Here is a 25,109-nt window from a genome sequence, read left to right as displayed (position 1 = left end):
ATCCCGGAAGGTCCTTTTCAATTGCAAGACGAAATCTCGGGAGCCGTTGAGCCACGTTCCGGAAGATATTTTAACTTTTTTGGGACGAGCCAGATCAGCTCAAGAGGACCAGACCGCCTGGTAGATACCGGATGTTGGCGTCAACGGCCTGCTGCAACTGCAGCAGAACCTCCTCCATTTCCCCGATCCGGAAGCGCCCGTTGATCTGCTTCTGGGCCAAAATCGAACTCATCAGAAGAATTCGACCCGGGCGATATCGATTAATCTCCTCGACAACTTCGACGATCGGAGTGTTTCGGAACTCGACGATGCCACGTTGCCAATTGGACTCCGCGATGGGATCGACCATGGCGATCCCACTCATCCCTGCCACCGTGTAACGAATACGTTGCCCACTCCGTAGTTCGGCAGTTGCGCCGCCCTGTTCGACGCGAACACAACCATCGAAACACGTCACAGTTACCGGGGAGCGATCCCCATCCATCGTATACCGAATATCAAAACGGCCTGCATCGGTATCCGCTCTTCCCCCCGCAGCCAACACGACAAGGGTTCGTGCGCCACGCGCCGACGACTTGAACGCCGCCTCTCCCGTGATCAGCTCGATCCGATCCGCGGCGGCCGTCGCTGGACGGATTGCAAGGCTCGTTTGAGTATTGAGGTTGATCGCGATATCGCCAGCGAAATTCACATTGCGCTGCTCACCCTTCGCGGTGCGGAAATCGGCGTTAAGTTGCGAAAGCGAAGGCCACAGTCCCAGCGGAGGATTAGCCACTCCATACGTTGCCACGACTGTCGCTGCCGCCGCCCCGCCCAATAAGAAACGACGGCTCACCGCCTTGCGCCGACGTCCAAGTGCATCAAGCGCAGTTGCGTAATCGATATCGGGATCGTGCAAGACCCTCCGCGCGGCGCCGATCTCGCGCCAGACCCGCTCTGCCTCGACAAACGCAGCTTCGTGCGCCGGACCTTGCTTCCGCCAGCGACTTGCAGCGTCGATTTCATCGGGCGCAGCCTCTCCCGACGCGAGCCTCTGCGCCCACTCGACGGCTTGGCTCTCCACATGGCTTAGACCCACTCCGCGAGAATTTTCCTTTGTCATTTAGTGTTCAGCCCCAAGCGAAATCGCCGGGACGCCGCCGGCCATTTCAATCGCTTCCGATACCAAGACGTTTCTCGGCGAGCAAAAATGCAACTTCATTCTCTAAATTCTTTACGACGGGCCATACAATGCATGTGGGCCAACATGATCTCCCGGGCGACGGAGCGCCGCGAAATGCCAACGCGATCGGCGATTTCCTGCCGGGGAATGTTGCCGAACCGGGCTGCGAGAAAGATGGTGCGACGGCGTTCCGGAAGCTCCGCAATGATCTTTCGGAACGCTTCCAAGTCCGACTGCGCCAGCAGCGCTTCTTCCGGGGTGGCCGATTCGTCCGACACATCCAAGGCGGCATCGATATCGACGATGTTACGGTGACGCCAGTCTCGTCGGCGGCGATCCTCTGCAACATTCAGAATGACGCGAAACAGGTAACTGTCGGGGTTGTGGACGGGACTCACAGTTTCGGCGCCGGCGAGACGCAGCCAGGCATCCTGCATCGCATCACCGGCCAGATCAATCGAGCCCAAACGCCGCGTGACGCGAGCTTTCAGATTGTCATAACGTTCGATAAACAGCGTACGGATCGCCGCCAACGGATTGTCACTCATCGCGGCTCACCACTGGCCGCATGTCGTGCGTCCGCCCTCGCGCAGGCAGCCCCCCCTCCGGGTGCGTCAGGTGAGAGCAATATGCGGATGGGTTGCATGAAATCGGCAGGCGGTGGCTCGCTAAACCGGACGCCGCGCAGCGCCCCATCCATCTGCTGATCCGCCTCCGCCGCGCCAACTGTGCCAATGCGATTGACGCGCTCAATGCCGCCGGTCGGCGCAATGCGGAGGGCAACGATGACACGGTAATGCCCCGGCCGTACGCTGGGCAGCCGGCACAACGTGTCGAGCACCCCCTGCTGGACAAGACCATAGTAGCGTCGATGCGCTGGCGGCAATGTGATCTCGTTCGCCCGGTTAGGCACCGACGGAGATGCTGCGACCACAAATCTCCGCTCTGAAACAAACCTTGCGGATAGACCCGTGCCGATCAAAAGCCTTTCCAGTCCCTCGGCAGGCGTCATCATCCCCTGCACGTTATTTGAGAAGCGTCCAGTCGCGAGGCCCGCGTCGTATAGTGCCTCGCTGCCAGTCGCATCGCCATAACGGCTGATGGCGGAGACCAGCGGCTGCGCTGGAATGGAAAATGCTATCCTGGTGTCGATTTCCGCGAGCTCCGCAGCCTCAGATACGCAAACAAGCCCCATGAAAACAACACCGAACGTCCACGCTGCGTTGCCGGGATATCGATGCCGACGGACCTTCTTAAGTCGCGAAGCGGATTCAGATAGCTGAAGCGACATCCCCGCCCGTTTCAAAGCAGAAGCAGCTTCGCGAGGCACCGGGCGACCTATCTACTGGCAGTCAACTATTGCGCGTCGAGGCCAGTCCTCCTGGCAATGACAATGCAACGCATATTGGTCGAAGATTACGATTTTAAGACAAAGACCGCGGATTGAATCCAAGCAGGTTCAACGACCGCCATGAATCCACCGGATTGGAAACGTGCCGGAGCGAACGCGGAATTTCATGGCAAAGCATGGCCAGGCGCTAACGGCGCCGCATCCTTAGGGGTGCCGCCCATGCCGATTGCGTTGGCCGCTGCTTGAGACGGATGGTCCAGATCGCTCCTCGCATCTGCCCACGGCTCACTCGGGCCTACTTTTCGGTTGGCCTGGGCAACGTCAAAGAATCTTTGGAAGGCTTATAAAACGGTGCTTAAAGGCGGCCCGCAGATGGTCGCTTCCCAACAGGGTCGTCACCAAAGACATGGTGCGCGCCATCGAGCCGCAGCGCTGTAGACGGATTATCGGCTCGATTGCTTGCGCCAGATCGACATATCTACACCCGATCCCCACAAATTGCCGCATACGGAAATAAGGGCTCTTTCCATAAACAGACTCAGCGGATTTGATGGTGCAGCACCTCATTGACACGGGAGGCATTCTTTGAACGCACGGGCCTCAACCTCAGAATTTCGGTTGGCGCGATCCGCAAAGACGCGGCAGACGGTCAGCCAAAAACTGAGTCACCGGTCGTAGAGACTTCATCTTTTGCGCTACAATAATGTCTAAAGCCAAATTCACAGAAGCTGATGTTAAGCGCGCCGTGAAAGGCATCATCGATGGCGGCGGCAGGGTCGCGAGCGTTGATATCTGGCCTGACGGACGCATATCGGTTACAGTCAAAGAGGACAAACACCGCTCGATCGACCCGGAAGATGATCCGGAGGTGTCGCGGAGGCTTCTGTGAAAATTGGCCGATCTGCCCTGCCCCTGCCGCGCTACACGAGGCGCAAACGTCTCAAGAAGGGCGGAATTGGATATTTTTTCGACATGCCGACGTGGGCACGCAAGAGCGGTTGCCCGATCAAGAATGAACCGCTGAGTACCGATTACGACTTGGCCGTGCAACGCGCCGAAAGGATATTGCTACCCGCGTTCGATAGCTGGCTAAGCGGCGGCGAAGATGCAAATCCGAACGGCATCGGCGTGGTGATCGGAACGCTGGACTGGATGTTTCACGAGTACCGACGGACGTGGAAACAGAAAACTGCGAAGCGTTTGCAGCCGTTGAGCCCCGGACAATGCCGCGTCCATGAAACCGGCATCAAGATGATCTGCGAATATCTATTGCAGGACGGCAGGCGGCTTGGCACGCGGCGGGTGTCGAGCATCGATACGGCCTTCGGATAATCTGTTTGAGAAGCTGCTATACAAAAATGTCGATGACGAGAAAGTCGAGCGCCGAACTACCGTGAACCACGCCATGAAAACCGCGCGCGGTGCGTGGAACACAATCTCACGGGCGCACCCTCACATGTTTCCGCCGCGAAACCCGTTTGAGAAGATGGGCCTGAAATCGACATCGCGCGAGACACCGCACGCGAACTTCGATGAACTGATGGCTTTCCGCGCCAAGGCATTCGAAATGGAATTCGCGTCGCTGGCAACTGGCGTTCTGATCGGCTGGGAATGGCTCCAGCGCAAAGCGCATATCTTCATCCGGTTTATGGCCGAGCACTATCGCCCGGACAGCCACCCGAACCACGTCTACGTCATCAACTACAAGACTAGCACCGGCTCATGGGAACCGTTGTTCGATAAGAAGGGCAAGCCGCTATATCCCCTGCTGATGGCTGAGCTGGATGCCATGAAGGCGCTGCGACCAACAGGCGGCATGATGCTGCGGCGGGACGGCAGCAGCCTGCCGTGGAGCGGCAAGGGCGAGATGCTGACGCAAGTGGAGCGCATCTCGAAAAAGATCATCATCGCTGCGGGCTTGCGACCTGAGCTAACCTTCACATCGTTCGGTCGGCACGGCGGGGCCACCGAATCGAAATCGTCGGGACTGACCACATTGCAATTGATGAACAAGGGTCAGTGGTCGTCGGTGGCGGCAATGGCGAACTACCTGCACGACGACGACAAAGGCAAGCAGCAAGCTCAGATCAAGCGCATTAAACGGCGCAAGCAGGTGGCCAAAAAGTGAACGTTTGTCGGAATGAATTCGTTGAGCTTGTCGGAATGGAAAGGTCTTGACGTACTAAGCCATTGAAAACATTGGAGCGGGTAGAGGGAATCGAACCCTCGTATTCAGCTTGGAAGGCTGCTGCTCTACCATTGAGCTATACCCGCGCGCGGCATCAGGTAACACGTCACGCGGCGGGTCTCAACCTCATCCGGCGTCGCATCCCCTGCCCCGTGGCACCGCGAGTTGTGTATGGATTTCAAGGGGATGGCGTGCGGAAATGCGATTTGCGACTGGGGGCCAAGCCACCCCTCCTCGTCATTCCGCGGCAAGCCAATTGGTTTGCCTGAGGGCAGGACGGGCCGCGTAGCGGACCGGACTGGACCCGGAATCTCGGAGTGTTTTGCGCTGAACATGTCGGGATTCCGGGCTCGGTCCCGTCGCCTGCGGCGCCGGTCCCGCCCCGGAATGACAGTGTGGGGCGGGTACAAACGCACCAAACATTTTTTCCTATTCACCGTTGACAACATCCCTATATGGACTATTTTCCTTTTCATTCGGCCCCGATGAGAGGGGCGAGCGCGATCGTCACGTTCGCGGGGCTGGATGCGGTGGACGCCGGAGATGCGGCGTTACGCGGTTCATGGGTGACGTCTGTCTTCGGGCAGGACGGATCTGCGCCAGCACTGCCACTGGCAAGGAGACGGCCGGCCTTGGGATGGAAAGACCCCCTGGACAGTGTGACGGACGACCAAGTCAAAACGCGTCCGGCCTACTCGCTTGAGGCACCCTGTCCCTTCGCCTTGGGACTGTAATTTTGGTGATCGGATCGTTCGCCATGGCGAAGCGCAAGCAACCGAAAAAACACCGCATGCGGAACGTCGGGCACTTGCTCGGCGCCTCCGAAAGTCCTGATGCACTCACCTGCGGAGTACCGCATTCGCATCAGGCCCAAGGGTGCAACGGGCACCCGGCGTTCCGCACGCCCTCTTGATTGAGGGTGGGAAGGAATGCTCATAGCTCGGACGCCATCGGCGCCGCGAGAATGCGAACGTGTGTTTTCAGGGATGATGGGGCTGTTTGAAATTCACATCTGAGATGGCGCGACGGCGGTCGCGTGATCCCTCCCCCAAGCGGCGAAGCCGCGCAGTGGGGTCTGGCGGACGAATTCGTCCGCCGTAGTCGACCTCCACCGTTGCAATGCGACGCATTGCAACGGTGGAGGTCGGGGTGGGGTCTCGCCCCACGTGAGAGCAGAGCATGTCGCACCACCCCACCCGTCTCGACCGCCCGTGCGAAGCGAAGCTTCGCTAGAGCGGTCGATCCACCCTCCCCACGTCGCGTGGCTGCGCCACGCTAGGGGGAGGGAGAAGAAAGCGCCTCGCCTGCTCAGCGAAGCGCTCTCCTCACCTTTACCAGGTCGCGAGGACCGAGCCCTTGAAGGTCTTCTCGATGAAGTCCTTCACTTCCGGCGACTGATAGCTTTCCACCAGCGTCTTCACCCAGGGCTTGTCCTTGTCCACCGCGCGCACGGCAATGATGTTCGCATAGGGGCCCTTCGGGTCCTCGCGCAGGATCGCGTCCTTGACGGGATCGAGGCCGGCCTGCGTGGCGTAATTGGTATTGATCCCTGCGACATCGACGTCAGGCAGCGTACGCGGCAGCTGCGCGGCGTCGACCTCGGTGATCTTCAGCTTCTTCGGATTCTCGGTGATGTCGAGCAAGGTCGGCTTGAAGCCGACGCCGTCCTTCAGCTTGATGATGCCCTTGTCGCGCAACAGGATCAGCACGCGGCCGCCATTGGTCGGATCGTTCGGGATCGCCAGCGTGGCACCCGACTTCACCTCGTCCCAGCTCTTCACCTTCTTCGAATAGATGCCCATCGGGAAGTTGATGGTGTTGCCCAGCGCAACGATCTTGTATTTGCGATCGGCCACCTGGTTGTCGAGGTAAGGCTGATGCTGAAATGAATTGGCCTGCAGGTCGCCGGCTTCCAGCGCCGCATTCGGCACCACATAGTCGGAGAATTCGATGATCTGGATGTCGAGGCCCTTCTTGGCGGCGACGGCCTTGGCGGCTTCCAGCACCTGCGCATGCGGACCCGGGGTCACGCCGACCTTGATGGTCTCGGCTGACGCGGCGCCGGTGAGCGCGGCGAAAGCGAGGATGGAGAGAAAAGTGCGACGAAGAGACATTGTGTTTTCCATTGTGAGTAAACGAGTGTGAGCGGGCCCGCTGACGCGAGCGAGATGCTCAGGAATGTCGCGTGCGCTTGTCGAGGCGGCGCGAGATGAAGTCGCCAAGGCTTTGCACGCCCTGCACGAGACAGATCAGCACGGCGACCACGGTTGCCATGACTTCCGGCATGAAGCGCTGATAGCCGTAGCGGATACCGAGATCGCCAAGCCCGCCGCCACCGACGGCGCCAACCATGGCGGAATAACCAATGAGGCTGACAGTCGCGAGCGTCAGCGCCAGCGTCACCGCGGGCATTGCTTCGGGCAGCAACACCTTCCAGACGATCTGCAGCGGACTGGCGCCAAAGGCACGCGCGGCCTCGACCAGGCCCTGATCGACTTCGCGGATCGCGCCTTCGATGACGCGCGCGATGAACGGCGTCGCGGCAATGGTGAGCGGCACCACAGCGGCGCTGGTGCCAATCGAGGTGCCGGCGATCAGCCGCGTCAGCGGCACGATGGCGACGACGAGAATGATGAAGGGCGTCGAGCGCGTGGCATTGACGACGAGGCCAAGCAGCCGATTGACGTTCGGCGCCGGGAACAGCTCACCCGCGCGGCTCGTCGCCAGGAAGATGCCGAGCGGCAATCCGGCCAGCGTGCCGAAGATGCCGGCCAGCGCCACCATGGTGAGCGTGTCCAGCGTCGACCACAGGATCATGTTGATCAGTTCAGGCGACATAGCCGAGATGCTCCACGGTGTTGCGGGTCGCGGTGAGATCGGCGATCAGCTTGGCCTGCAATTCCGGCTCGGCTGCGACGGAGGCGATCAGCGTGCCGAACGGATGGTCGGCGACATATTCGATCTGGCCATGCATGATGTTGAAATCGACGCCGTAAGCGCGGGTCAGCCTGGATAGCACCGGCTCGTCCGCATCGGCGCCGGTGAAGGCGATGCGGATCACGGCCTGACGGCCGGGTGCGTAGTCGGCCAGCAGCTTGCTTTGCAGCCATTCCGGCACATTGCCGCCGGTGACCTCGCCAACGAAACGCTTGGTCGTCGCGTGCGTAGGCTTCGAGAAGATCTCGTAGGTCGTGCCCTGCTCGATAATTTGCCCGCCTTCCATCACGGCGACGCGCTGCGCGAGCTTCTTCACCACGGACATTTCATGGGTGATGAAGAGAATGGTCAGGTTGAGATCGGCATTGATCTGCTTGAGCAGCGCGATGATCTGCGCCGTGGTCTCCGGGTCGAGCGCCGAGGTCGCCTCGTCCGACAGCAGCACCTTCGGCTTGGTCGCCAGCGCACGCGCGATGCCGACGCGTTGCTTCTGGCCGCCGGAAAGTTCGGCGGGATAACGGTCGCGCTTGTCGGCAAGGCCGACCATGTCGAGCAACGGCTCGACGATGCCCTTGATGTCTTTGCGCGGCGTGCCGGCGATCTCCAGCGGCAGCGCGATATTGTCGAAGGCGGTGCGTGACGACAGCAGATTGAAATGCTGGAAGATCATGCCAATCGAGCGGCGCGCCTGGCGCAGCGCCTTCTCATCCAGCGATCCGATGTCGAGGCCGTCGACGGTGACCTTGCCGTGGGTCGGCTGCTCAAGCCCGTTGATCAGGCGAATGAGGGTCGACTTGCCGGCGCCGCTCTTGCCGATCACACCGACAATGGCGCCTTCGGGCACCACGAGGTCGATGTTGTCGACCGCCTTCACCTCGGCGGAATCCTTCCGCGACGGGAAGATCTTGCTGACGCCATCGAAGGAGATGATGGCACGCCCTTGTTGGCCAGGATCTTGCGGATCGAGAACTGGCACGGGCGCTCCGGTCGGCTTGGACAGGGGAGCGTTCATTGAATGACGTTTCTGCGCAGTTGTGAAGCACGGGGCCGGCCTGCGTGTCGCGGGCGCCGTGGCGGCAACCTACTGATTTCGGGCATTATTTCAACCGCACTGCACAAATGAGGAAAATCCAGCGGTTTCAATGGCCTGCGGGAGTAAAAGAGTGCCGGGAGACGGCTGGTGACAGCGCTAATCGTCTCCCGGCGAGTTTTCGGGAGCTCAGGAGCCCGGGGTCCAGGTCCAGACGATGTCCTTCACATTGATCGCCTTGGGGATCAGGCCGAGCTTGTGGAAGCGATCCGCCGTTTCCTGCTGGGTGGCAATGATCCGGTCATTGATCGGCACCACCGTGTAGTTCGACCGTTCGACGGCGCGCGTGGTCGCCGCCTTGTCGACGCCGGTCGCCTCCTGAAGCTTCGTTGCGACCTCCGGCCGATTGGCCTCGGCCCACTTTCCTTCATCGGCAAAGGTCTTGTTGAACAGCGCGACGATATCCGGATGCCTGGTGGTAAAATCCTTGTTGGCGAGGAAGAACGAAATGGAATCCTGCACGTCCTTGGAGAAGGCAATCACCCGCGCCTGCTTGCCCTCGGCGAGCGCCAGATACGGATCCCAGATCGACCACGCGTCGATATTGCCACCGGCGAATGCCGCCACCGCGTCGGCGGGGCCGAGATAGACCGGCGTGATATCCGCATAGGTCAGTCCGGCCTTCTCCAGCGCAGCAATGATGGTGTTATGCGCGCTCGATCCCTTGCCGAAGCCGACCTTCTTGCCCTTGAGATCGGCGAGCGTCTTGATCGGCGAATTCTCGGGAACCACGATGCCCTGATTGTAGCCGCGCGACGGGATGGCGGCGATATAGACGAGATTGGCACGTGCGGCCTGCGCGAAAATCGGCGGCGCGTCGCCGGCATAGCCGAAGTCGACATTGCCGGTATTGATGGCTTCAAGGATCGGCGGCCCGAACTGGAATTCGACCCATCGGACGCTGATGCCCTTTTCCTTGAACACCTTCTCCAGCGTAGCGCGCTGTTTCACCGCCGGAAAGATGCCGGCCTTCTGGAAGCCGATGCGGATTTCCTTCAGCTCCTGCGCAGTCACCGGCGATGCGGCGGGCCCGGCGGACAGCAACAGTGCTGCGGAGAAACCTGCGACCACGGATCGTCGGGAATAGGACATGCGCTGTTGCTCCAGTTGCGCCCGGGGGATGCAAGGGCGTGATGGTCAAACGCTACGCGCGATTGCGAAGATTGTGCTTTCAAAGGTCGCGGGCAGCCTGCAAGTTTTGCAATCCGAAGGTCAGCTCCGGGAGCAGCTTCATCTCCGCCGCAGGGAAATAACCTGCTCTTCCGGAGCCAGCCAGAAGGCATGCGGAGAACGTTTCCGCTGCACAACAAGGCCATCGCAGCATGCCTGCATCGCCGCGCCCGGAACTACAGTTGGCCATTTCATTGACGGAAACGCGCTGCTCTCGCACCTTTGCTGCTCACGAAACATCATCAGCAAAGCAGTCCCAACATGCTTCCGATTCACATCGCCCGCTTCATCGAACGCTTCGTGTTCCGGCGTACCCGGGCGCTGCAACTGGCCGCCGTGGCCTCCATGCTGTCGGTCTCCTTCGCCTGTGCGCAGACGCCGGACACGGTGCGCATCGGCTATCAGAAGTCGTCGACGCTGATCGCCGTGCTGAAGACCAATGGCGAATTGGAGAAGGCGCTCGCGCCGCTCGGAGTGAAGATCAGCTGGCATGAATTCACCAGCGGCCTGCCGCTGCTCGAGGCCATCAACACCAACAATGTCGACTTCGGCGCTGATGTCGCCGACACCGTGCCGCTGTTCGCGCAGGCGGCCGGCGCCAAGCTCGCTTACATCGCCGAGGAAGCCGCCTCGCCTGCCGCGCAGGCGATTGTGGTGCCGGCGGAATCGCCGCTCAAGACGGTCGCCGATCTCAAGGGCAAGAAGGTCGCGGTGACCAAGGGTGCCGGCAGCCACTTCCTGCTGCTCGCTGCGCTGAGCAAGGCCGGCCTCACCTTCAAGGACATCCAGCCCGCCTATCTGCCGCCGGCCGACGGGCGCATCGCCTTTGTCGGCGGCAATGTCGATGCCTGGGTGGCATGGGACCCGTTCCTCACCAGCGCGCAGCGCCAGTCCAACGCCCGCGTGCTCGCGGACGGCAGTAACGGACTCGCCAGCTACAAGCGCTACTACCTGTCGTCGGCCGCCTATGCCGACAAGCGCGGCGATGTCCTGAACGTCATTTTCAAGAAGCTCGATGAAACCGGCAAATGGGCCAAGGCCGAGCCGAAGGAAGCCGCCAAGCTCCTCTCAAACCTGTGGGGCATCGACACCGCCACCGTCGAGGAAGCCAACAGCCACCGCTCCTACAAGGTCGGCGCCGTCACCAAAGCCGGCCTGTCCGAGCAGCAGATCATCGCCGATGCGTTCTTCAACGAAAAGCTGATCCCCGTGAAGGTCGACGCCAGCGACGTGAAGATCTGGGCGCCGAAATAATCCCATTCTGACATTCCCTGAAAGACAACGACAATGAAGACCGCCCTCTCCGTCATCGCCGCCGCGATGCTCGCACTCGTCTCCTTTGGTGATCATGCCGACGCGCAGTCCGCCACCAAACCCGAACTCAAGGTCGGTTTCGTACCCGGCCCCTATATCGACGGCTTCAAGAAGGGCGTCGAGCCCGAGCTGAAAAAGAAGGGCTACACCGTCAAATACTATGAGTTCTCGACGGGCCTGGAAGCCAACACCGCGGTGTTCAAGAATGATATCGACGCCAACGTGATGCAGCACACGGTGTTCCTCGACAGCTATAACCAGCGCCAGAAGACCGACCTGACCGGCATCATCACGGTGCCGACGCCGCCAATGGGGCTCTATTCGACCAAGCACAAGACATCCGATGCCGTGAAGGCCGGCGCTACCGTGGTCGTGCCGAATGATCCCGTGAACCTGCAACGCGCGCTGTGGATCCTGCGCGATCTCGGCTGGATCGAGATCAAGGACAACAACCCCGTCGATGTCACCGAGCTCGACGTGATCAAGAATCCAAAGAGCATCAAGATCGTGCCGCTCGAGAACGCGCAGGCGCCGCGCGCCCTCGGCGATGCCGATTTCGCCGCCGTGCAGGGCAATTTCGCGATCTATAGCGGGCTGAAGCTGACCGAGGCCTTCGCACTGGAAAAGATGACCAAGCCCTACACCAATGTCGTGGCCGTCCGCCGGGGCAATGCCGAAGCGCCGTGGGCGAAGGACATCGTTGCGGCCTATCAGTCGGACACGTTCAAGACCGCCATCCGCAACGACAAGTTCTACGCCGGCTTCACCCTGCCCGAATACTTCAACTGAGCGCAACCTACGCGCGCAGGCTGCCATAGCGCGACAATCATACCGAGCCGCGGATTTGACTCCCAGCGCGGCTCGGTTACGCTTTCCGGAGGCGTTATGAGACGCCTTCGGAAACGAGGGACATGAGAGATCGGATCGCCGTGGTATTGCTGGTTTTGTGCGCGATCGCCACACCGGCGACCGCCCAGACGCCTTCAAGCTTCGAGATCGCCGCCCGCTCCCGCGGCACCCCCGACATTCCCGGTCTCAACATGGTCTGGCTGAGGCCATGGACCGATCTCCGCCACGCCCGTGAATGGCGCAACATCGTCGTGCATCAGTCGGAAGGCGCGGTCGGCTCCGCCTGGCGTAACGCCGTCGCGCAGATGCAGAAACCCGATCGTCGCGGCGTCGCCATCTGGATCGAAACCGACGGCACGGTTTACTGGTCGACGCCCGAATGGGCGGTGCCGAACCATCTCAACCGCGGCAACCGCAACGACAACAAGTATATCGACAACAGCGGGACCTATCAGCAGATCGACAATGACTCATCGATCGGGGTTGAGTTCGTCGGCAACTACCCCAATGTCCGCAAGCCGCCCACCGATGCCCAGATCGCGGCGTGGCGCGTGTTGGTCCGCGTGCTGCAGGCCCGCTACGACATCCCGAATGAGCGCGTCTTCGCCCATAACTGGATCGACTACAAGGATCGCCGCTACTGCGAAGGCTGCGAGCTCGCCAGAATCGCCCGGACCCAGGGAATCGAGACTGCGCAGCAGATAGCCCCTGCGCATCAAGCCGAAAGCAGCAAATAGGCCTTACGTCCCGACGCGCAACGCCGCGCGCTGCTTGCGCAGATAGGCGATCACCGACAGCGCGGTGATGCGACCAGTCTTCGGATTTTCTGACGGGATATTCTCGATCTGCATCGAGAACCGTGCGGAATCCGAATCCACCTCAACACGATGGACGTTGCGGGTGAGCGCCGGATCGGCCCAGATTTCCAGCGTCGTGGCGTCGGGGCCCGCGCCTGCGAGCGACAGCGCGACGGCGACGTTGAGATTGGCGGGAAAGCCCTTGGCAGCCTCGCGTGCCGTGCCCTCGAAAATCTTCATCGGTTCGGTGATGCTCTCGATATCGATCTTGTTCTCGACGATATAGGGCGCGCCGGCGAGACCTTTCACCGGCTTGCGCGTTACCATCTTCACCGACGAGATCTTGCCCTCGGCGGCAGCGGTCACGGCATCGAGCCCGATCAACGCGCCGGTCGGCACCACGATCTGACCACCATTGGCCTTGGCCAGCGCGATGAGATCGTCATTGAACAACAGCGCTCCAGCGCTCAGCACGATCGCGGTCTTGCCCTTGCTGACGAACGGTTTGACGATTTCGGGGAGCAACGCTGCGGGCGCACATTCGATCACGATATCGGCGACATCCACGAGATCCGCGATCGGCAGCACCGGCGGCGCCTTGCTGAGACCGGACAGGAACGCCTGATGCTTCTCCGGATTCTGCACGGCGACCGCCGCCAGAACCAGGCCGTCTATGCCGCGGTCCAGTGCTTCGGCCACCTTGCGACCGATGGGGCCGAGGCCGACAATGGCCACACGGGTTGCGAACTTTGCTTCAATGCTCATCACGTCGATCTCGTCCAATGATTCAGGGGCCACACCGCCACATCCGGAAACAGTTCTCTCCCGGAAAGGCCGTAATGTCCATTCGGTGGCATCGCCCAGTTTAGAAGGCTTCCGGCCTCACGCCATCGTGCGGCGCGTGCGACAATCCCGGGCTTGCACGTAAAAGGACGTTTCGCTACCTCTGCCGTGATTGCTGTCTCGGCGAGGCCGCACGTAAGCGTTAACGTGAACCAACGCGCCGATCGAACCTGATCCAGGCTCGACCTGCGCGACTCCGTGTCAAACAGGCCGATCTGGATTCTCCGGGAATCCATATGACCGACACATCTTCAGACACCATTGCCACCGACCTTCATCGCATCGTGCGCGTCCGTCACGAGCTGAAGCGCCGTCTGCTGACCGTGAAGCGCGTGACGTCAGTGACGCCGCATATGAAGCGCATCACCCTCACCGGCGACGACCTCGAAGGCTTTGTCAGCGCGTCCTATGACAACCACGTCAAGGTGTTCTTCCCGCGCCCCGGCGAAGCCGAGCCCCTGATGCCCGTCTTCAGCGAAGGCCGCGTGCTGGTCGATGAGAGCGCGCGGCCAATCGCGCGGGACTACACGCCGCGGCGCTATGACGAAGCCGCGAAAGAGCTCGACATCGATTTCGCCATTCATGATGCGGGGCCTGCCACGACCTGGGCCACAGAAGCGAAGCCAGGCGATAAAGTCGGTATCGGCGGCCCGCGCGGCTCGTTCGTGGTGCCGGACGACTTCGACTGGTACCTGCTGATCGGCGACGAAACCGCCCTGCCCGCCATCGGCCGCCGGCTTGAGGAACTACGTCCTGCTACGCGGGCCATCGTGATCGCGGAAGTCGCCGATGCTGCCGAGGAGCAGACCTTCGCAGCGAAGGCCTCCGTCACCATCAACTGGCTGCATCGTGGCCAGCAGAGCGCCGGTTCGACCACCCTGATGGAAGATGCTCTGCGCAGCCTCAAACTTCCCGTTGGAGACGGCTACGCCTTCATCGCCGCGGAATCCGAAGTCGCCAAGCGCCTCCGCAAGATTCTCGTCGACGAGCGCCAGCATCCCAAGGCGTGGGTCAAGGCGTCAGGCTATTGGAAAGGCGGCGCAGAGAACTATCATGAGCCGCATGACGACTGATCGTCGCATCTGCAGATAGCAGGGAGTACCGGTGTCCCATCGTTTCACGCGCCGCGATTTTGCCGGAGCGGCCGGCACGCTCGCCGCCGGCCTCGCCATCCCGCTCGGGAAGGCCGAGGCGCAACCGGCCTCAACCAGGCCGGCAGCGCTTCCCAACGACCGGCGATTTCCGGCGGATTTCGTCTGGGGCACTGCAACGTCAGCCTATCAGATCGAGGGTGCCGTCTCTGCCGAAGGCCGCGGCCCCTCAATCTGGGACAGCTATTCGCACACGCCGAACAAGATCCGTGGCGGCGGCAACGGCGACCACGCGGTGGATCATTTCCATCGCTACAAGGAAGACGTCCAGTTGATAAAGGCGCTGGGCGCGAAGGCCTATCGCTTCTCCATCTCATGGTCGCGCGTGTTTCCGACCGGCGTGGGCACGCCCAATCCGCAAGGACTAGATTTCTACAATCGTCTCATCGACGAACTGCTCGCCAACGGGATCGAGCCATTCGCCACACTGTATCACTGGGATCTGCCGCAGGCGCTGCAGGATCGCGTTGGCGGCTGGGCGTCATCAGATACATCGAAGGCGTTCGGCGATTATGCCGCTTATGTGGCGCCACGCATCACCGACCGCGTCAAAAACATCTTCACTATCAATGAATGCGGAACCTTCGTGGATTTCGGCTATGGCCGCGGCCCGGTTGAGCTCGCGCCCGGCCTGAAGCTGCCACAGCCGCAGCTCAACCAAGTTCGCCATCACGTCGCACTGGGCCATGGCATGGCTGTGCAGGCGATCCGCGCCAATGGACGCGCCGACACCAGGGTTGGCGTTGCCGAGAATGTCGCATCCTGCGTTCCGGCCATTGAGACGCCTGCCAATATCCGCGCAGCCGAAATCGCAACGCGCGAGATGAATGGTGGCTACATGACCGTCATCCTCGAAGGCAGATACACCGATGCATTCCTGGCTTATGCGGGCAAGAATGCGCCGAGCTTCACGGCAGAAGAGTTGAAGACCATCTCCTCGCCCGTCGATTTCGTCGGCCTCAATGTCTACATGCCGCAATATTACGTGGTGGCGAGTGGCGATCAGCATGGCTTCGCATTGGTGCCATTCCCGACCTCGTTCCCGCGCATGGATTCAGACTGGTTGCGGATTGGGCCGGAAGCGCTGTATTGGGCGCCGCGCAATGTCGCCAAGGTCTGGAGCGTCAAGCAGATCTATATCAGCGAGAACGGTACATCGGCCGCCGATCGGCCGGCCGGCGACGGTAAGATTCACGATCTCGACCGCGTCATGTATCTCAGGAACTATCTCACGCATCTGCAGCGCGCGACGTCGGAAGGCGTCCCCGTAGGGGGGTATTTCCACTGGAGCCTGATGGATAATTTTGAGTGGTCGGATGGCTATGACAAACGCTTCGGCCTTTATCACGTCGACTTCGCGACGCAGAAACGAACGCCGAAGCTCAGCGCGGAGTTCTATCGCAGCCTGATCGCGGCGAATGCGCTCGTGTAACCCCCTCTGTCATTCCGGGGCGCGCGCATCTTCGCGCGCGAACCTCAGCCACTCCAATTGGAGTGGCGGGGAATCTCAAGATGGTTGAAACGCCGGTTGACTCACATATCTAGATTCCGGGTTCGCGTCGCGCTAACGCGCTGTGCGCCCGGAATGACAGAGTTTTACAATAACTTCCCATCCGCCCCGAAGAACGGATGCGGGCCGTCGAAGTCGCCGATCGGCACCTGATGCATGACCAGATGGCCGCCCTCCTCGCCATCCGGAAACCAGACATGCAGGTGGAATGCTGGCGGTTCGACGCGGAAGGACGGCGGACGCAATTCGGCGATGTCGAGATCGACCGCATGGTTCGGCGCCGGGCAAATGGTCGCAACCGTCCCGGCGAATGTCGTCAGCGTCGCACGATGGACGTGGCCGGCGGCGACGATCTGTATACGGGGATGTTTGCGGACGATGGTTGCGAGGTCATCCGCGTTGAACAGGTCCTGCACGTCCATGTGCTCGATGCCGGTGCGGAACGGCGGATGATGCAGGAATAACAATGCCGGCCGCTCGCGCGATGACGCCAGCGTGGCGTCCAGCCAATCGAGTGTCGATGCTGCCAGCGTGCCATGCGGCTTCTCCGGCACGTGCGAGTCCAGCAGGATGATATCGAGCGGGCCAACCGTCCGCGCCTGATCGAGCGGGCCCGACGACTTCGCATAAGCCCAGTCAGGGAATGCCGCGCGCATCATGTCGCGAGCATCGTGATTGCCGGGCACGCCGATGAACGGGATCTTGAGCGGCGCCAGCAGCCGCCACAGGTGCTCGTATTCGCCCGGCGTCGGCGTATCGACGAGATCGCCGGAGATGACAACGAGATCGGGCCGCGGATCGAGCGCGTTTAGCTCGGCGACACAACGCTCCAGCGCCTTGGCCGTGTCGACCTTGCCATAGGCCAGCTCGCCCGGCGCCTTGATATGCAGATCGGAGATCTGCGCGATGATGGTGGGCTTGGGCTTCGACATCAGTCTTCTTTCGGCAACACGCGAACCGCTTGAGGCGTGACCGACAGGCCGACGCGCTCCCCTGCACGCACATTGATGGTGTTCGGCGCGTCCACCGTCAACGGCTTGTTCGCCGCACCCGTCACCACGAGACGCTGGCGATCACCGATGAAGGCGACGCTTTCGACCATGCCGCGCAGGAAGGCGTCCGCCTCGGCGACAATTCCGATGGTCTCCGGCCGGATCATCGCCACTGCCGCAGCATTGTCGGCGGCATCATTGAGCGCCAGCCAGCCACCGGGCAGCGTCAGCCGACCACCGCTCACCGGCCCTTCTACGATATTGGCCGCACCGACGAATTCGGCGACGAAACGGTTCTGGGGAGCAAAGTAGATCTCCCGCGGCGTGCCGATCTGCGCGATGGCGCCCTTGCGCATGACAACGATACGGTCGCCGAGCTCCATCGCTTCCGCCTGATCGTGAGTCACATAGATCGCGGTGATCCCGAGCGAGCGCAGCAGGCTGTTGAGTTCACTGCGTAGCCGGTCGCGCAGCGACGCATCAAGCGCGGTCAACGGCTCATCCAGCAGCAGCACGCGTGGACGCACGGCCACCGCGCGCGCCAGCGCAACGCGCTGACGCTGGCCACCAGATAATTGATCGATACGGCGGTTCTCGAGCCCGCCGATATTGGTCAGCGCCACCATCTCGGCGACACGCGCCGCGCGTGCGGCCTTGTCGACGCCGCGAATCTTCAGCCCGTAGCCGATGTTCTCGGCCACGGTCATGTTGGGAAACAGCGCATAGGACTGGAACACCATGCCGACATGGCGCTGCTCGATCGGCACCGCGGTCATGTCGGTCCTGTCGAACAGCACACGGCCGCCCGCATCGGGCGTCTCCAGCCCGGCGATGATGCGCAACATGGTGGTCTTGCCGCAACCGGAAGGGCCGAGCAGCACCAGCGTCTCGCCTGACACGATATCCAGCGAGGCTGGCGCCAACGCCTGGGTGCCGTCCGGAAAGGTCTTCCCGCAGTTCTCAATATGGACGGCCGCACCGTGGCCCGCGATCCCGCTCATTTCTTTTCGCCCTTCTCGGCAAACATCTGCATCGCCACCAGAAGAGGTACAATCATGATGAAAAAGATCAGTGTGTAGGCCGATGCCACTTCGAGCCGCATCGACGCGTAACTATCGGCGAGGCCGACCGGCAGCGTCTTGGTGAGCGGTGTGTGCAGCATCCAGGTCAGATTGAATTCGCCGAGCGACAGCGTCACCACCATCAGCGATCCGGCGAGAATGCCGGGCATGGCGTTCGGAACGATGACGTTGCAAAAGCGCGTCCATGGCGAGGCGCCGAGCGACGCGGCGCCCTCGTCCAGCGTCTTGATGTCCACCGAAGCAAACACTGCCATCACGGATCGCACCATGAAGGGCATCGTGAAGACCACGTGGCCCGTCAGGATGAACAGCCACGACTGTCGGAAGCCACCGAAGCCGCCATAAGTCAGCAGCAGCGCCAGCGCGATGGCCAGACCGGGAATCGCCAGCGGCAGCGTGATGATCTCCTCGATCACCCGCGACAACCTCCCGCCCTTCACGTGCAATCCGTAAGCCGCGGGCACGCCGACAATCAGCGTCACCGCCAGGGTCGCGAAGGCGATCAGAAACGACAGCCCTATTTCACCGGCATAGAGGTTCCAGACCTGCACCACCCATTGCAGCGTAACGCCCGACTGGATGCCGCGAAAGTAATTGACGGTGACGCCGGCGGAAATCGACAACACAACGGGCACGACGAGGAACGCTGCGACGAGCAGTGTGAAGCCGAGCTGGCCAGCGAAGATCAGGCGATCGCGCATCGGCTCACCCCGCCGCCGCGACAGCGCCGCCGCTCATTGAGCGGGCCAGCGCGAGGATTGCCCAGGCGATCACACCGAGTCCGATCGACAGCGCCGCCGAGATCGCAAAATTCGCCGCCAATGTGAACTCGGTATAGATCAGCATCGGCAACACATCGATGTTGGTCGCAAGCGTGAAGGCTGTGCCGAACGCACCCATCGCTGTGGCAAAGGCGATTGCGCCCGAGGCCACGAAAGCCGGCCCGAGCGCCGGCAGTACCACATCGCGCTGGACCGCCCACGGGCTTGCACCGAGGGAACGCGCTGCCTCCTCCAGCCCGATATCGAGCTTCTGCACCGCGGCCATCACCGTGAGGATCACGCGCGGGATCGAGAAATAGAGATAGCCAAGAAACAGACCGAAAATCGAATAGGCGAACACGACTTTCTCGCCCGTCACCGCGGCGGTGATGGCACCGATCAGGCCCTGACGTCCGGCCAGCAGAATGATCAGGAAGCCGACCACGACCCCGGGAAATGCCAGCGGAAATGTCAGCATCGCGATCAGGACGGCGCGGCCGGGGAAGCGATGACGCTGCAGGAAAAGGCCGGCGATGGTGGCAATCACCAGCGTGGCGATGGTCGTCGCCGCAGCCAGCACGACCGTATTGATCAGCGTGGCGCGATAGCGCGGTTCTGTAATGATCGCGAGATAGGCGGACACGCCGCGCGATCCACCGGCACCGACGGCGAGCAATTGCGCCATCGGCAAGAGGAAGAAGGCTGCTGTCACCACCACGAGCGGCAGCAGGCAGATCCAGATGAAGTTACGATGCGACATGAAATGATGGTGCCCCTGCCCCCGCCGGGGCACCATTGTGCATCAACGGACTTCGGCGAGATAGCGGTCGCTGAAGCCTTTCTGCGCCAGCTCCATCTTGCCCCAGTCCACGCTCTTGGCGCGGGCATATTCGCTATCCGGCAGGAATTTGGCCTTCACAGCTTCCGGCAGTTCGATCTTGCGGGCCGGACGGAGGTACGCGTTGGTCCAGATCGCCTGACCCTTGTCGGACAGCAGATAATCCATGACCTTCTTGGCCTTGTCCTTGTGCGGCGCGTTCTTCACCAGACCGACCACATAGGGAAACACGACCGAGCCTTCGCAGGGAATGACGAATTCGAAACTGCCCTTCTCGGAATACTTGGCGCGATAGGCATTGAAATCATAATCCAACAGGATCGGCATCTCGCCGGAGACGACGCGGGCATAGGACGTCTGCTTCGGCACGATCGCGTCGTTCTTCTTCAACTCCTTGAAGAAGGCGATGGCCGGATCGAAGTTCTGGTCGGTGCCGCCGAGCGCGAGATTGACCGCAACAGCGCCGACATAGCCGACGGCGGCAGACGTCGGATCGAGATAGCCGACCATGCCCTTGTAGTCGGGCTTGGCGAGATCCTTCCAGCACTTCGGCACCGGCTTGCCAGCGAGGGCATCCTTGTTGACGAAGAAGCCGAGCGTACCGGAATGGATCGTGGTCCAGTAGCCTTCGGAGTCCTTCAGGCCGGCATCGACCTGATCCCAGCCAGCGGGCTTGTAGGGCTCAAGTGCATCCTGCGCCTTGGCCTTCATACCGAAGGTGACGCCAAAATAGCCGATGTCGCCGACCGGATTGGCCTTCTCGGCGAGGATCTGAGCCAGTGCCTGACCGGAGTTCTTGTTGTCATGCGGCATCTCGATCGAGAGGTCGGTCTTCACCGCCTTGATCATTGACGCCCAGTCGGCCCATTCCGGCGGACAATTGTAGCAGATGACGTCCGCAGCACGGGCGGGCTGCGATACGGCGGCGAGCGCCAGCGCGGACAGAGCAAATACCAAGCGGAACGGTTTCACGGCGATCGTCTCCATCCTGACGCAGGCTTTAAGGCCGGCGCATAGAAGTCTGAGGGGAATGCGTGACGCCCCACTATAGGCCGCGGATGAAACTTTTGCGACAAAGCCAACCCGCAGCGCATTTGTGCACCGCAATGACCGTGAAGCCCATCGACAACACCCCGCGGAGGATGTGAAATCGCCCGTCGCCGCTGATATTGGACTGTTGATGTGAAAGAGACGCCCGAACGCGATCGAGGCCTGCTCGGTCTGGTCGAACGACTCATGAGGAGGCCAGGCGATCCCGAACCGATCAGGCCTGAGCCAGACGCGGACACCAGAGACGGTTTCGATCCGGTCGTCGCAGAGGAGAATCCGGCGGCATCGCTGGAGCCGCAACTTGCGGTCGAAAGCACCCGCACGCTTGGCCGGTCGGAAATCGCGGATGTGATCCTGCGCGCGCTAAGGGGTATCGATGGCTGTCCGACAGCCGGCTTCGAGGTGGTCGTCTATGGCACGCGCCCGTGGAACGCCATGTTACGCATCACACCCGCAGCAGGACCGGTGCCTGACGCGCGTGCCTGGCGGCAGCGGGTCCAGGACATGGTTCAGCTGTTGCGACATCAATACGAGTTACGCGAATAGACCGGAGGCCTAGCCTTCCATGCGCACCAGCACGACCTCAAACGGCACGTCGGGGCGTTGCTTGACGACACCTCTGCAGGATGCCGTCGTGGTCTTGGATGTCCCGACCAGATCAATCTCGACCTCGTCGATGCCGAAGATCGTTGGCTGGCCGTCCGCATGCCGGCGGGTCGCAATCGTCGCCGTGAAAGCATCGCCGTTCTGGATATAGGAACCGCTATAGGCGATCACCGTATCGCCACCCGACAATCGACCGTCAGCCAACGTGATGATGCCCATGCCTTCCTTGTCGGGAATACGAAACCACGCCGAATAACGGCCATCCGGGAGCATGACAAACCTGAACTGTAAGTTGCGGTGCAGCCAATTACCACCAACTCATCAGAAAGACGTTAACCAGATCGGTCGCATTGAAACGATCGATCTCGCCTTCTCCAATGTAATGCCGCGCTACTTGCCACCCCCGATGTTGCCGCCCTTGATATGGCCGAGCGAGTTGCTGCCATAGGCAGAATTGCCGTGATTGCCGCTCATCGCCGCATTGCCACGAAAGATCGCCGGCCCTCGTATCTGGCCATAAGTCCCGTAATATCCGTGGTGCGCCTTGTAGCCACGATGGACTTTCTTCGCAGAAGCCGCCGTCGCCGTGAAACTCGCGACCATCAACACCGCCGCCGCCGTTGCCAGAATCTTTTTCATGTTCAACCCTCTGTGACGCCCTGCATGAAAACGCCGGTGGCTGCGTCTCGTTCCGGCACAAATCGTCGCAAAAACGGCCTTACGACGATCTCCGGACCTCCCGTCCATAGGCCTGGTAACGCTTTGCTCACCATACAAAATGGGTGGCCCCGACCGCGATCGGTGGTAAGTGGGTGCTGCTTATTGCGCATCAAATAAATTACACCGCGTTCGGACATCATGTTGCTAGATCAGTCCTCCATCTTCGCAGCGATCGGACTCTCGAGCGCAGCGCTCGCGCTCACATTGCTCGCCACCTGGCTCGTCGCGCGATCCGAGACCTATCTGCTAACTTGGTCGATCGGTCTCGCGACCACGGTCGTTGCCGTCATCATCTATGCAGGCTTCGAGCAGTATGATTCGAGGCTACAGCTCGCTGCATTCATATTGCTGCTTGTCGGCTTCGGAGTGATCTATGCGGGCACCACGCAATTCTGCTCGAATGAGGCCCACTGGATCCGCGCCGCCCTCGTCACCACTGCAGGGCTCGTCCCGATGATCATCGGCTTTGCGCTTGGTTACACCGGCACCGGCACGATGGCCGCGAATTTTGGCACGGGCCTTCTTGTTGCGCTGTCGGCCGCACAATATTGGCACGCGCGCGCCGAAGCACCGCTGCTGATGGTCGCAAATGCACTACTCTATCTCGTCACGGCCGCATCGTTCGTGGCTTGCGGTGCCGAACTCTTGCGTACCGGGCAATTCGTGCTGACCGATCGACCGATGAATTGGGCAGAACAGTTCAATTCACTGATGGTGATCGTCGGTCTGACCGGGATCGGTGCGCTGTCACTGACGATCAACCAGATCCGGACGTCGAACCGGCATAAATCCGATGCCCTGACCGATCCTCTGACCGGCCTGCTCAATCGGCGCGCACTGTTTGGCGAAAAGGTAACGGAGACAGCATCCAATACCGCCATTCTGGTGATGGATCTCGATCACTTCAAGACGATCAACGATCAGTTCGGCCACGCCGCCGGCGACCGCGTGCTGCGGGCCTTTGCTGAGATCATCTTCTCGAATATTCGCGCCGAAGATGTTGCCGCGCGTCTGGGCGGCGAGGAATTCTGCATTGTCCTATCCGCGTCGAGCCCAAAAGCAGCGGCCGCTGTCGCCGAGCGCATCCGATCGACGCTGGAAGCAAAGAGCTTCCCGATCTCCGCCGGTGTTATCCACGCCACGGTCAGCGTGGGGATCGCAATCCGGTCAACCGAGCCTGAAACGCTGCAGGCCTTGCTCAGCCGGGCAGATGCTGCGCTTTACCAAGCCAAGGCGGCAGGCCGAAATCGCGTACAGATTTCTGATTTTCATCTGGCCGCCTGAGCCGCGCGACGCCCGGTTCCACGAAAAATTAAGCACTGGCTGGCAGCGTAAGGTTTTTCGGCAGAATGCCCCGATGCCCGGTCAGAAAACCATTGCCATAGAGACGCTCAATCTGCTGCGCGCCTCAGAACCTCTCCCGAACGACAGCCACCTCAAGGCGGCGTCGATCGTCGCATTTCCACTCGGTCCCATTGAGGTCGAGCAAGTCACGCCGCGGTTCTTTGCCTCCTTTGCCATCGAAAGCCTGCTGCGCTCGATCTGCTATCGCGAAGAACAGTGGTTGATCGAAGCCCGGCACAGCCATGCGATGCGGATGACACTGAACTGGGTCGAGGCTGAAAGCTGACGACAGAATTATCCCTCGGCCGGAAACGTATCTCGCAGTGACGGCCGCTCCGACACGGTAGCGAACCAGTCGGTCAAGGCCGGCCGCGAGCTGCGCCAGTCGAAAGACGCAAAACGAAAATCCAGATAGCCGAGCGCGCAGGCGATGGTGAGGCTGCCGATGGTGATGCGGGCGCCGAACGCTGCGACGTCGTTTTCCATCTGGTCTAGGGCCGCAGCGATCTTGGTCATCTGACCATCGATCCACTCCACCGATCTGATCTCGTCGCTACGGCAGGTATTTTCATAACGCGTGAGCAGCGCCGCATCGAGCAAACCATCTCCGAGCGCCTGCTCGGTGAGCACCTGCCAACGCTCGGGCCCGCGCGGAAACAGCGAACCGTGTCCGAGGTCGTCGAGATATTCGCAAATCACCCGGCTGTCGAACAGCAGCGTGCCATCCACCAGCTTCGCCGCCGGCACTTTGGCGAGCGGGTTGAAACTTGCGATCCGCGCGTCCCGCTTCAACGGATGCGCGGCGCTGGGCAGCTTCACGATACGATCGGCGATCCCGAGCTCGATCGCACAGGCCATGACCTTGCGGACATAGGGCGATGTCGGCGCGTAGAACAGTTCGATCCTGTCGCTCATGGCTTCTGATCCTCCGCGTCGATGGCCGCCAGCGCGGCACGCGCGACTTCGACGTCCTGCGCGCCGGTGCCCGACCCGACACCGACCGCCCCGATACATTGACCGGCAATCACGATCGGCAATCCGCCTTCGAGATTGGTCAGGCGGCCGCCGCCTGCGATGGCCAGCTTGATCTCGTCGGCGGGATTGAGCCGAGAGGTCGGCTGCCTATGCGATGCGGCCGTAATGGCCTTGGACATCGATGTTTCCCGCGACAGCAATTTGGCGCCGTCCATCCGGACGAAAGCCAGGAGATTGCCGCCGTCGTCGACGATCGTGACGTTCTGTGCCACGCCAAGCTCCTCCGCCTTGGCGACGGCACCCGCCAGCGCTTTGAGCGCGCCTTCATGTGTCAGCTTGAGAGAGGGTTTAGTCGTCGCCATGGGACTGCTCCTGTATC

General features: G+C 61.2%; 28 protein-coding genes and 1 tRNA gene. 11 read left to right on the top strand and 18 right to left on the bottom strand.

Annotated features, from left to right (window positions below; all coding sequences use genetic code 11):
* Positions 1–94: 94 nt before the first annotated feature.
* From A4A58_RS11655 to A4A58_RS11645, 3 genes are all read right to left on the bottom strand, one after another.
* The gene (locus tag A4A58_RS11655; protein ID WP_081421828.1) at positions 95–1,102 is read right to left on the bottom strand and encodes a FecR family protein; all 1,008 of its coding nucleotides are present in this window, start codon (positions 1,100–1,102) and stop codon (positions 95–97) included.
* A gap of 95 nt (positions 1,103–1,197) precedes the next feature.
* Positions 1,198–1,710 carry an RNA polymerase sigma factor gene (locus A4A58_RS11650; RefSeq protein ID WP_068732072.1) on the bottom strand — a complete coding sequence of 171 codons (513 nt, stop codon included), beginning with the start codon at positions 1,708–1,710 and terminating at the stop codon, positions 1,198–1,200.
* The gene (locus A4A58_RS11645) at positions 1,707–2,453 is read right to left on the bottom strand and encodes an STN domain-containing protein (protein WP_139069839.1); all 747 of its coding nucleotides are present in this window, start codon (positions 2,451–2,453) and stop codon (positions 1,707–1,709) included. The genes A4A58_RS11650 and A4A58_RS11645 overlap by 4 nt, the downstream gene beginning before the upstream one ends.
* Before the next feature lie 763 nt (positions 2,454–3,216).
* Between A4A58_RS11645 and A4A58_RS11635 the strand changes: the two genes are divergently transcribed.
* From A4A58_RS11635 to A4A58_RS31475, 3 genes are all read left to right on the top strand, one after another.
* Positions 3,217–3,402 (top strand): hypothetical protein, encoded by a 186-nt coding sequence (locus tag A4A58_RS11635; RefSeq protein ID WP_068732066.1) that lies wholly within the window; start codon positions 3,217–3,219, stop codon positions 3,400–3,402.
* Complete coding sequence (locus tag A4A58_RS31480) at positions 3,399–3,845, top strand: hypothetical protein (protein WP_244499741.1); 447 nt, start codon at positions 3,399–3,401, stop codon at positions 3,843–3,845. Before A4A58_RS11635 ends, A4A58_RS31480 begins: the two co-directional genes overlap by 4 nt.
* 73 nt (positions 3,846–3,918) lie before the next feature.
* Positions 3,919–4,641 (top strand): hypothetical protein, encoded by a 723-nt coding sequence (locus A4A58_RS31475; protein WP_244499740.1) that lies wholly within the window; start codon positions 3,919–3,921, stop codon positions 4,639–4,641.
* Between the two features lie 72 nt (positions 4,642–4,713).
* On the opposite strand, the gene A4A58_RS11625 is transcribed toward A4A58_RS31475, so the two are convergent.
* The 5 genes from A4A58_RS11625 to A4A58_RS11600 all read right to left on the bottom strand — a co-directional run bounded on the left by A4A58_RS11625 (position 4,714) and on the right by A4A58_RS11600 (position 9,820).
* A tRNA-Gly gene (locus A4A58_RS11625) sits at positions 4,714–4,787 on the bottom strand.
* A 1,245-nt stretch (positions 4,788–6,032) separates the two neighbouring features.
* On the bottom strand, positions 6,033–6,827 hold the full coding sequence (locus tag A4A58_RS11615; RefSeq protein ID WP_081421827.1) for a MetQ/NlpA family ABC transporter substrate-binding protein: 795 nt from the start codon (positions 6,825–6,827) through the stop codon (positions 6,033–6,035).
* A gap of 46 nt (positions 6,828–6,873) precedes the next feature.
* Positions 6,874–7,539: a methionine ABC transporter permease gene (locus A4A58_RS11610; protein ID WP_068732062.1), complete on the bottom strand. Its 666-nt coding sequence runs from the start codon at positions 7,537–7,539 to the stop codon at positions 6,874–6,876.
* Positions 7,529–8,650 (bottom strand): methionine ABC transporter ATP-binding protein, encoded by a 1,122-nt coding sequence (locus A4A58_RS11605; protein ID WP_081421826.1) that lies wholly within the window; start codon positions 8,648–8,650, stop codon positions 7,529–7,531. Before A4A58_RS11605 ends, A4A58_RS11610 begins: the two co-directional genes overlap by 11 nt.
* Positions 8,651–8,857: 207 nt before the next feature.
* The gene (locus A4A58_RS11600; protein WP_068732060.1) at positions 8,858–9,820 is read right to left on the bottom strand and encodes an aliphatic sulfonate ABC transporter substrate-binding protein; all 963 of its coding nucleotides are present in this window, start codon (positions 9,818–9,820) and stop codon (positions 8,858–8,860) included.
* Positions 9,821–10,243: 423 nt separating this feature from the next.
* Here A4A58_RS11600 and A4A58_RS11595 point away from each other — a divergent pair, with 423 nt between their 5' ends.
* The 3 genes from A4A58_RS11595 (at position 10,244) to A4A58_RS11585 (ending at position 12,798) form a co-directional block, all read left to right on the top strand.
* Entirely contained in the window at positions 10,244–11,152 is a 909-nt protein-coding gene (locus tag A4A58_RS11595; RefSeq protein WP_068732124.1) for an aliphatic sulfonate ABC transporter substrate-binding protein, read from the top strand.
* 33 nt (positions 11,153–11,185) lie between these two features.
* Positions 11,186–12,001: a MetQ/NlpA family ABC transporter substrate-binding protein gene (locus tag A4A58_RS11590; protein ID WP_068732058.1), complete on the top strand. Its 816-nt coding sequence runs from the start codon at positions 11,186–11,188 to the stop codon at positions 11,999–12,001.
* A 122-nt stretch (positions 12,002–12,123) separates the two neighbouring features.
* On the top strand, positions 12,124–12,798 hold the full coding sequence (locus A4A58_RS11585) for a peptidoglycan recognition protein family protein (protein ID WP_068732056.1): 675 nt from the start codon (positions 12,124–12,126) through the stop codon (positions 12,796–12,798).
* A 3-nt stretch (positions 12,799–12,801) separates the two neighbouring features.
* Here the strand turns inward: A4A58_RS11585 and A4A58_RS11580 are convergent, their stop codons facing one another.
* Positions 12,802–13,623, bottom strand: a complete 822-nt coding sequence (locus A4A58_RS11580; protein WP_068732122.1) for an aspartate dehydrogenase — start codon at positions 13,621–13,623, stop codon at positions 12,802–12,804.
* 314 nt (positions 13,624–13,937) lie between these two features.
* On the opposite strand from A4A58_RS11580, the gene A4A58_RS11575 reads away from it, so the two are divergent.
* Entirely contained in the window at positions 13,938–14,774 is an 837-nt protein-coding gene (locus tag A4A58_RS11575) for a siderophore-interacting protein (protein WP_068732054.1), read from the top strand.
* Between the two features lie 31 nt (positions 14,775–14,805).
* On the top strand, positions 14,806–16,284 hold the full coding sequence (locus A4A58_RS11570; RefSeq protein ID WP_068732052.1) for a GH1 family beta-glucosidase: 1,479 nt from the start codon (positions 14,806–14,808) through the stop codon (positions 16,282–16,284).
* Positions 16,285–16,448: 164 nt separating this feature from the next.
* Here the strand turns inward: A4A58_RS11570 and A4A58_RS11565 are convergent, their stop codons facing one another.
* Genes A4A58_RS11565 through A4A58_RS11545 form a run of 5 tightly spaced genes read right to left on the bottom strand, consistent with a single transcriptional unit; the run spans position 16,449 to position 21,007 of the window.
* The gene (locus A4A58_RS11565; protein ID WP_068732050.1) at positions 16,449–17,294 is read right to left on the bottom strand and encodes a phosphodiesterase; all 846 of its coding nucleotides are present in this window, start codon (positions 17,292–17,294) and stop codon (positions 16,449–16,451) included.
* Entirely contained in the window at positions 17,294–18,355 is a 1,062-nt protein-coding gene (locus tag A4A58_RS11560; protein WP_068732048.1) for an ABC transporter ATP-binding protein, read from the bottom strand. The genes A4A58_RS11565 and A4A58_RS11560 overlap by 1 nt, the downstream gene beginning before the upstream one ends.
* Complete coding sequence (locus tag A4A58_RS11555) at positions 18,352–19,137, bottom strand: ABC transporter permease (RefSeq protein WP_068732046.1); 786 nt, start codon at positions 19,135–19,137, stop codon at positions 18,352–18,354. Before A4A58_RS11555 ends, A4A58_RS11560 begins: the two co-directional genes overlap by 4 nt.
* 4 nt (positions 19,138–19,141) lie before the next feature.
* Positions 19,142–19,957: an ABC transporter permease gene (locus A4A58_RS11550; RefSeq protein WP_068732044.1), complete on the bottom strand. Its 816-nt coding sequence runs from the start codon at positions 19,955–19,957 to the stop codon at positions 19,142–19,144.
* Positions 19,958–19,999: 42 nt separating this feature from the next.
* Positions 20,000–21,007 (bottom strand): ABC transporter substrate-binding protein, encoded by a 1,008-nt coding sequence (locus A4A58_RS11545; protein WP_068732120.1) that lies wholly within the window; start codon positions 21,005–21,007, stop codon positions 20,000–20,002.
* Positions 21,008–21,217: 210 nt separating this feature from the next.
* Between A4A58_RS11545 and A4A58_RS11540 the strand changes: the two genes are divergently transcribed.
* Positions 21,218–21,631, top strand: a complete 414-nt coding sequence (locus A4A58_RS11540) for a hypothetical protein (protein WP_068732042.1) — start codon at positions 21,218–21,220, stop codon at positions 21,629–21,631.
* A gap of 9 nt (positions 21,632–21,640) precedes the next feature.
* Here the strand turns inward: A4A58_RS11540 and A4A58_RS11535 are convergent, their stop codons facing one another.
* Together A4A58_RS11535 and A4A58_RS11530 are read right to left on the bottom strand one after the other, a co-directional pair.
* Positions 21,641–21,964, bottom strand: coding sequence for a GrlR family regulatory protein (locus tag A4A58_RS11535; RefSeq protein ID WP_068732040.1), 324 nt, complete (start codon positions 21,962–21,964; stop codon positions 21,641–21,643).
* Between the two features lie 117 nt (positions 21,965–22,081).
* The gene (locus tag A4A58_RS11530; protein ID WP_068732038.1) at positions 22,082–22,330 is read right to left on the bottom strand and encodes a hypothetical protein; all 249 of its coding nucleotides are present in this window, start codon (positions 22,328–22,330) and stop codon (positions 22,082–22,084) included.
* Between the two features lie 219 nt (positions 22,331–22,549).
* Here A4A58_RS11530 and A4A58_RS11525 point away from each other — a divergent pair, with 219 nt between their 5' ends.
* Complete coding sequence (locus tag A4A58_RS11525; RefSeq protein WP_068732036.1) at positions 22,550–23,695, top strand: GGDEF domain-containing protein; 1,146 nt, start codon at positions 22,550–22,552, stop codon at positions 23,693–23,695.
* Complete coding sequence (locus A4A58_RS11520) at positions 23,622–24,041, top strand: hypothetical protein (protein WP_139069838.1); 420 nt, start codon at positions 23,622–23,624, stop codon at positions 24,039–24,041. The genes A4A58_RS11525 and A4A58_RS11520 overlap by 74 nt, the downstream gene beginning before the upstream one ends.
* Before the next feature lie 8 nt (positions 24,042–24,049).
* Here the strand turns inward: A4A58_RS11520 and A4A58_RS11515 are convergent, their stop codons facing one another.
* Together A4A58_RS11515 and A4A58_RS11510 are read right to left on the bottom strand one after the other, a co-directional pair.
* Positions 24,050–24,658 (bottom strand): glutathione S-transferase family protein, encoded by a 609-nt coding sequence (locus A4A58_RS11515; protein ID WP_068732118.1) that lies wholly within the window; start codon positions 24,656–24,658, stop codon positions 24,050–24,052.
* A gap of 8 nt (positions 24,659–24,666) precedes the next feature.
* The gene (locus tag A4A58_RS11510; protein ID WP_068732032.1) at positions 24,667–25,092 is read right to left on the bottom strand and encodes a GlcG/HbpS family heme-binding protein; all 426 of its coding nucleotides are present in this window, start codon (positions 25,090–25,092) and stop codon (positions 24,667–24,669) included.
* Positions 25,093–25,109: the final 17 nt, after the last annotated feature.

Origin of the sequence: Tardiphaga robiniae (assembly GCF_001618955.1) — a bacterium.
GTDB lineage: Bacteria > Pseudomonadota > Alphaproteobacteria > Rhizobiales > Xanthobacteraceae > Tardiphaga > Tardiphaga robiniae_A.
This window is presented reverse-complemented; position numbering and strand designations above follow the sequence as displayed.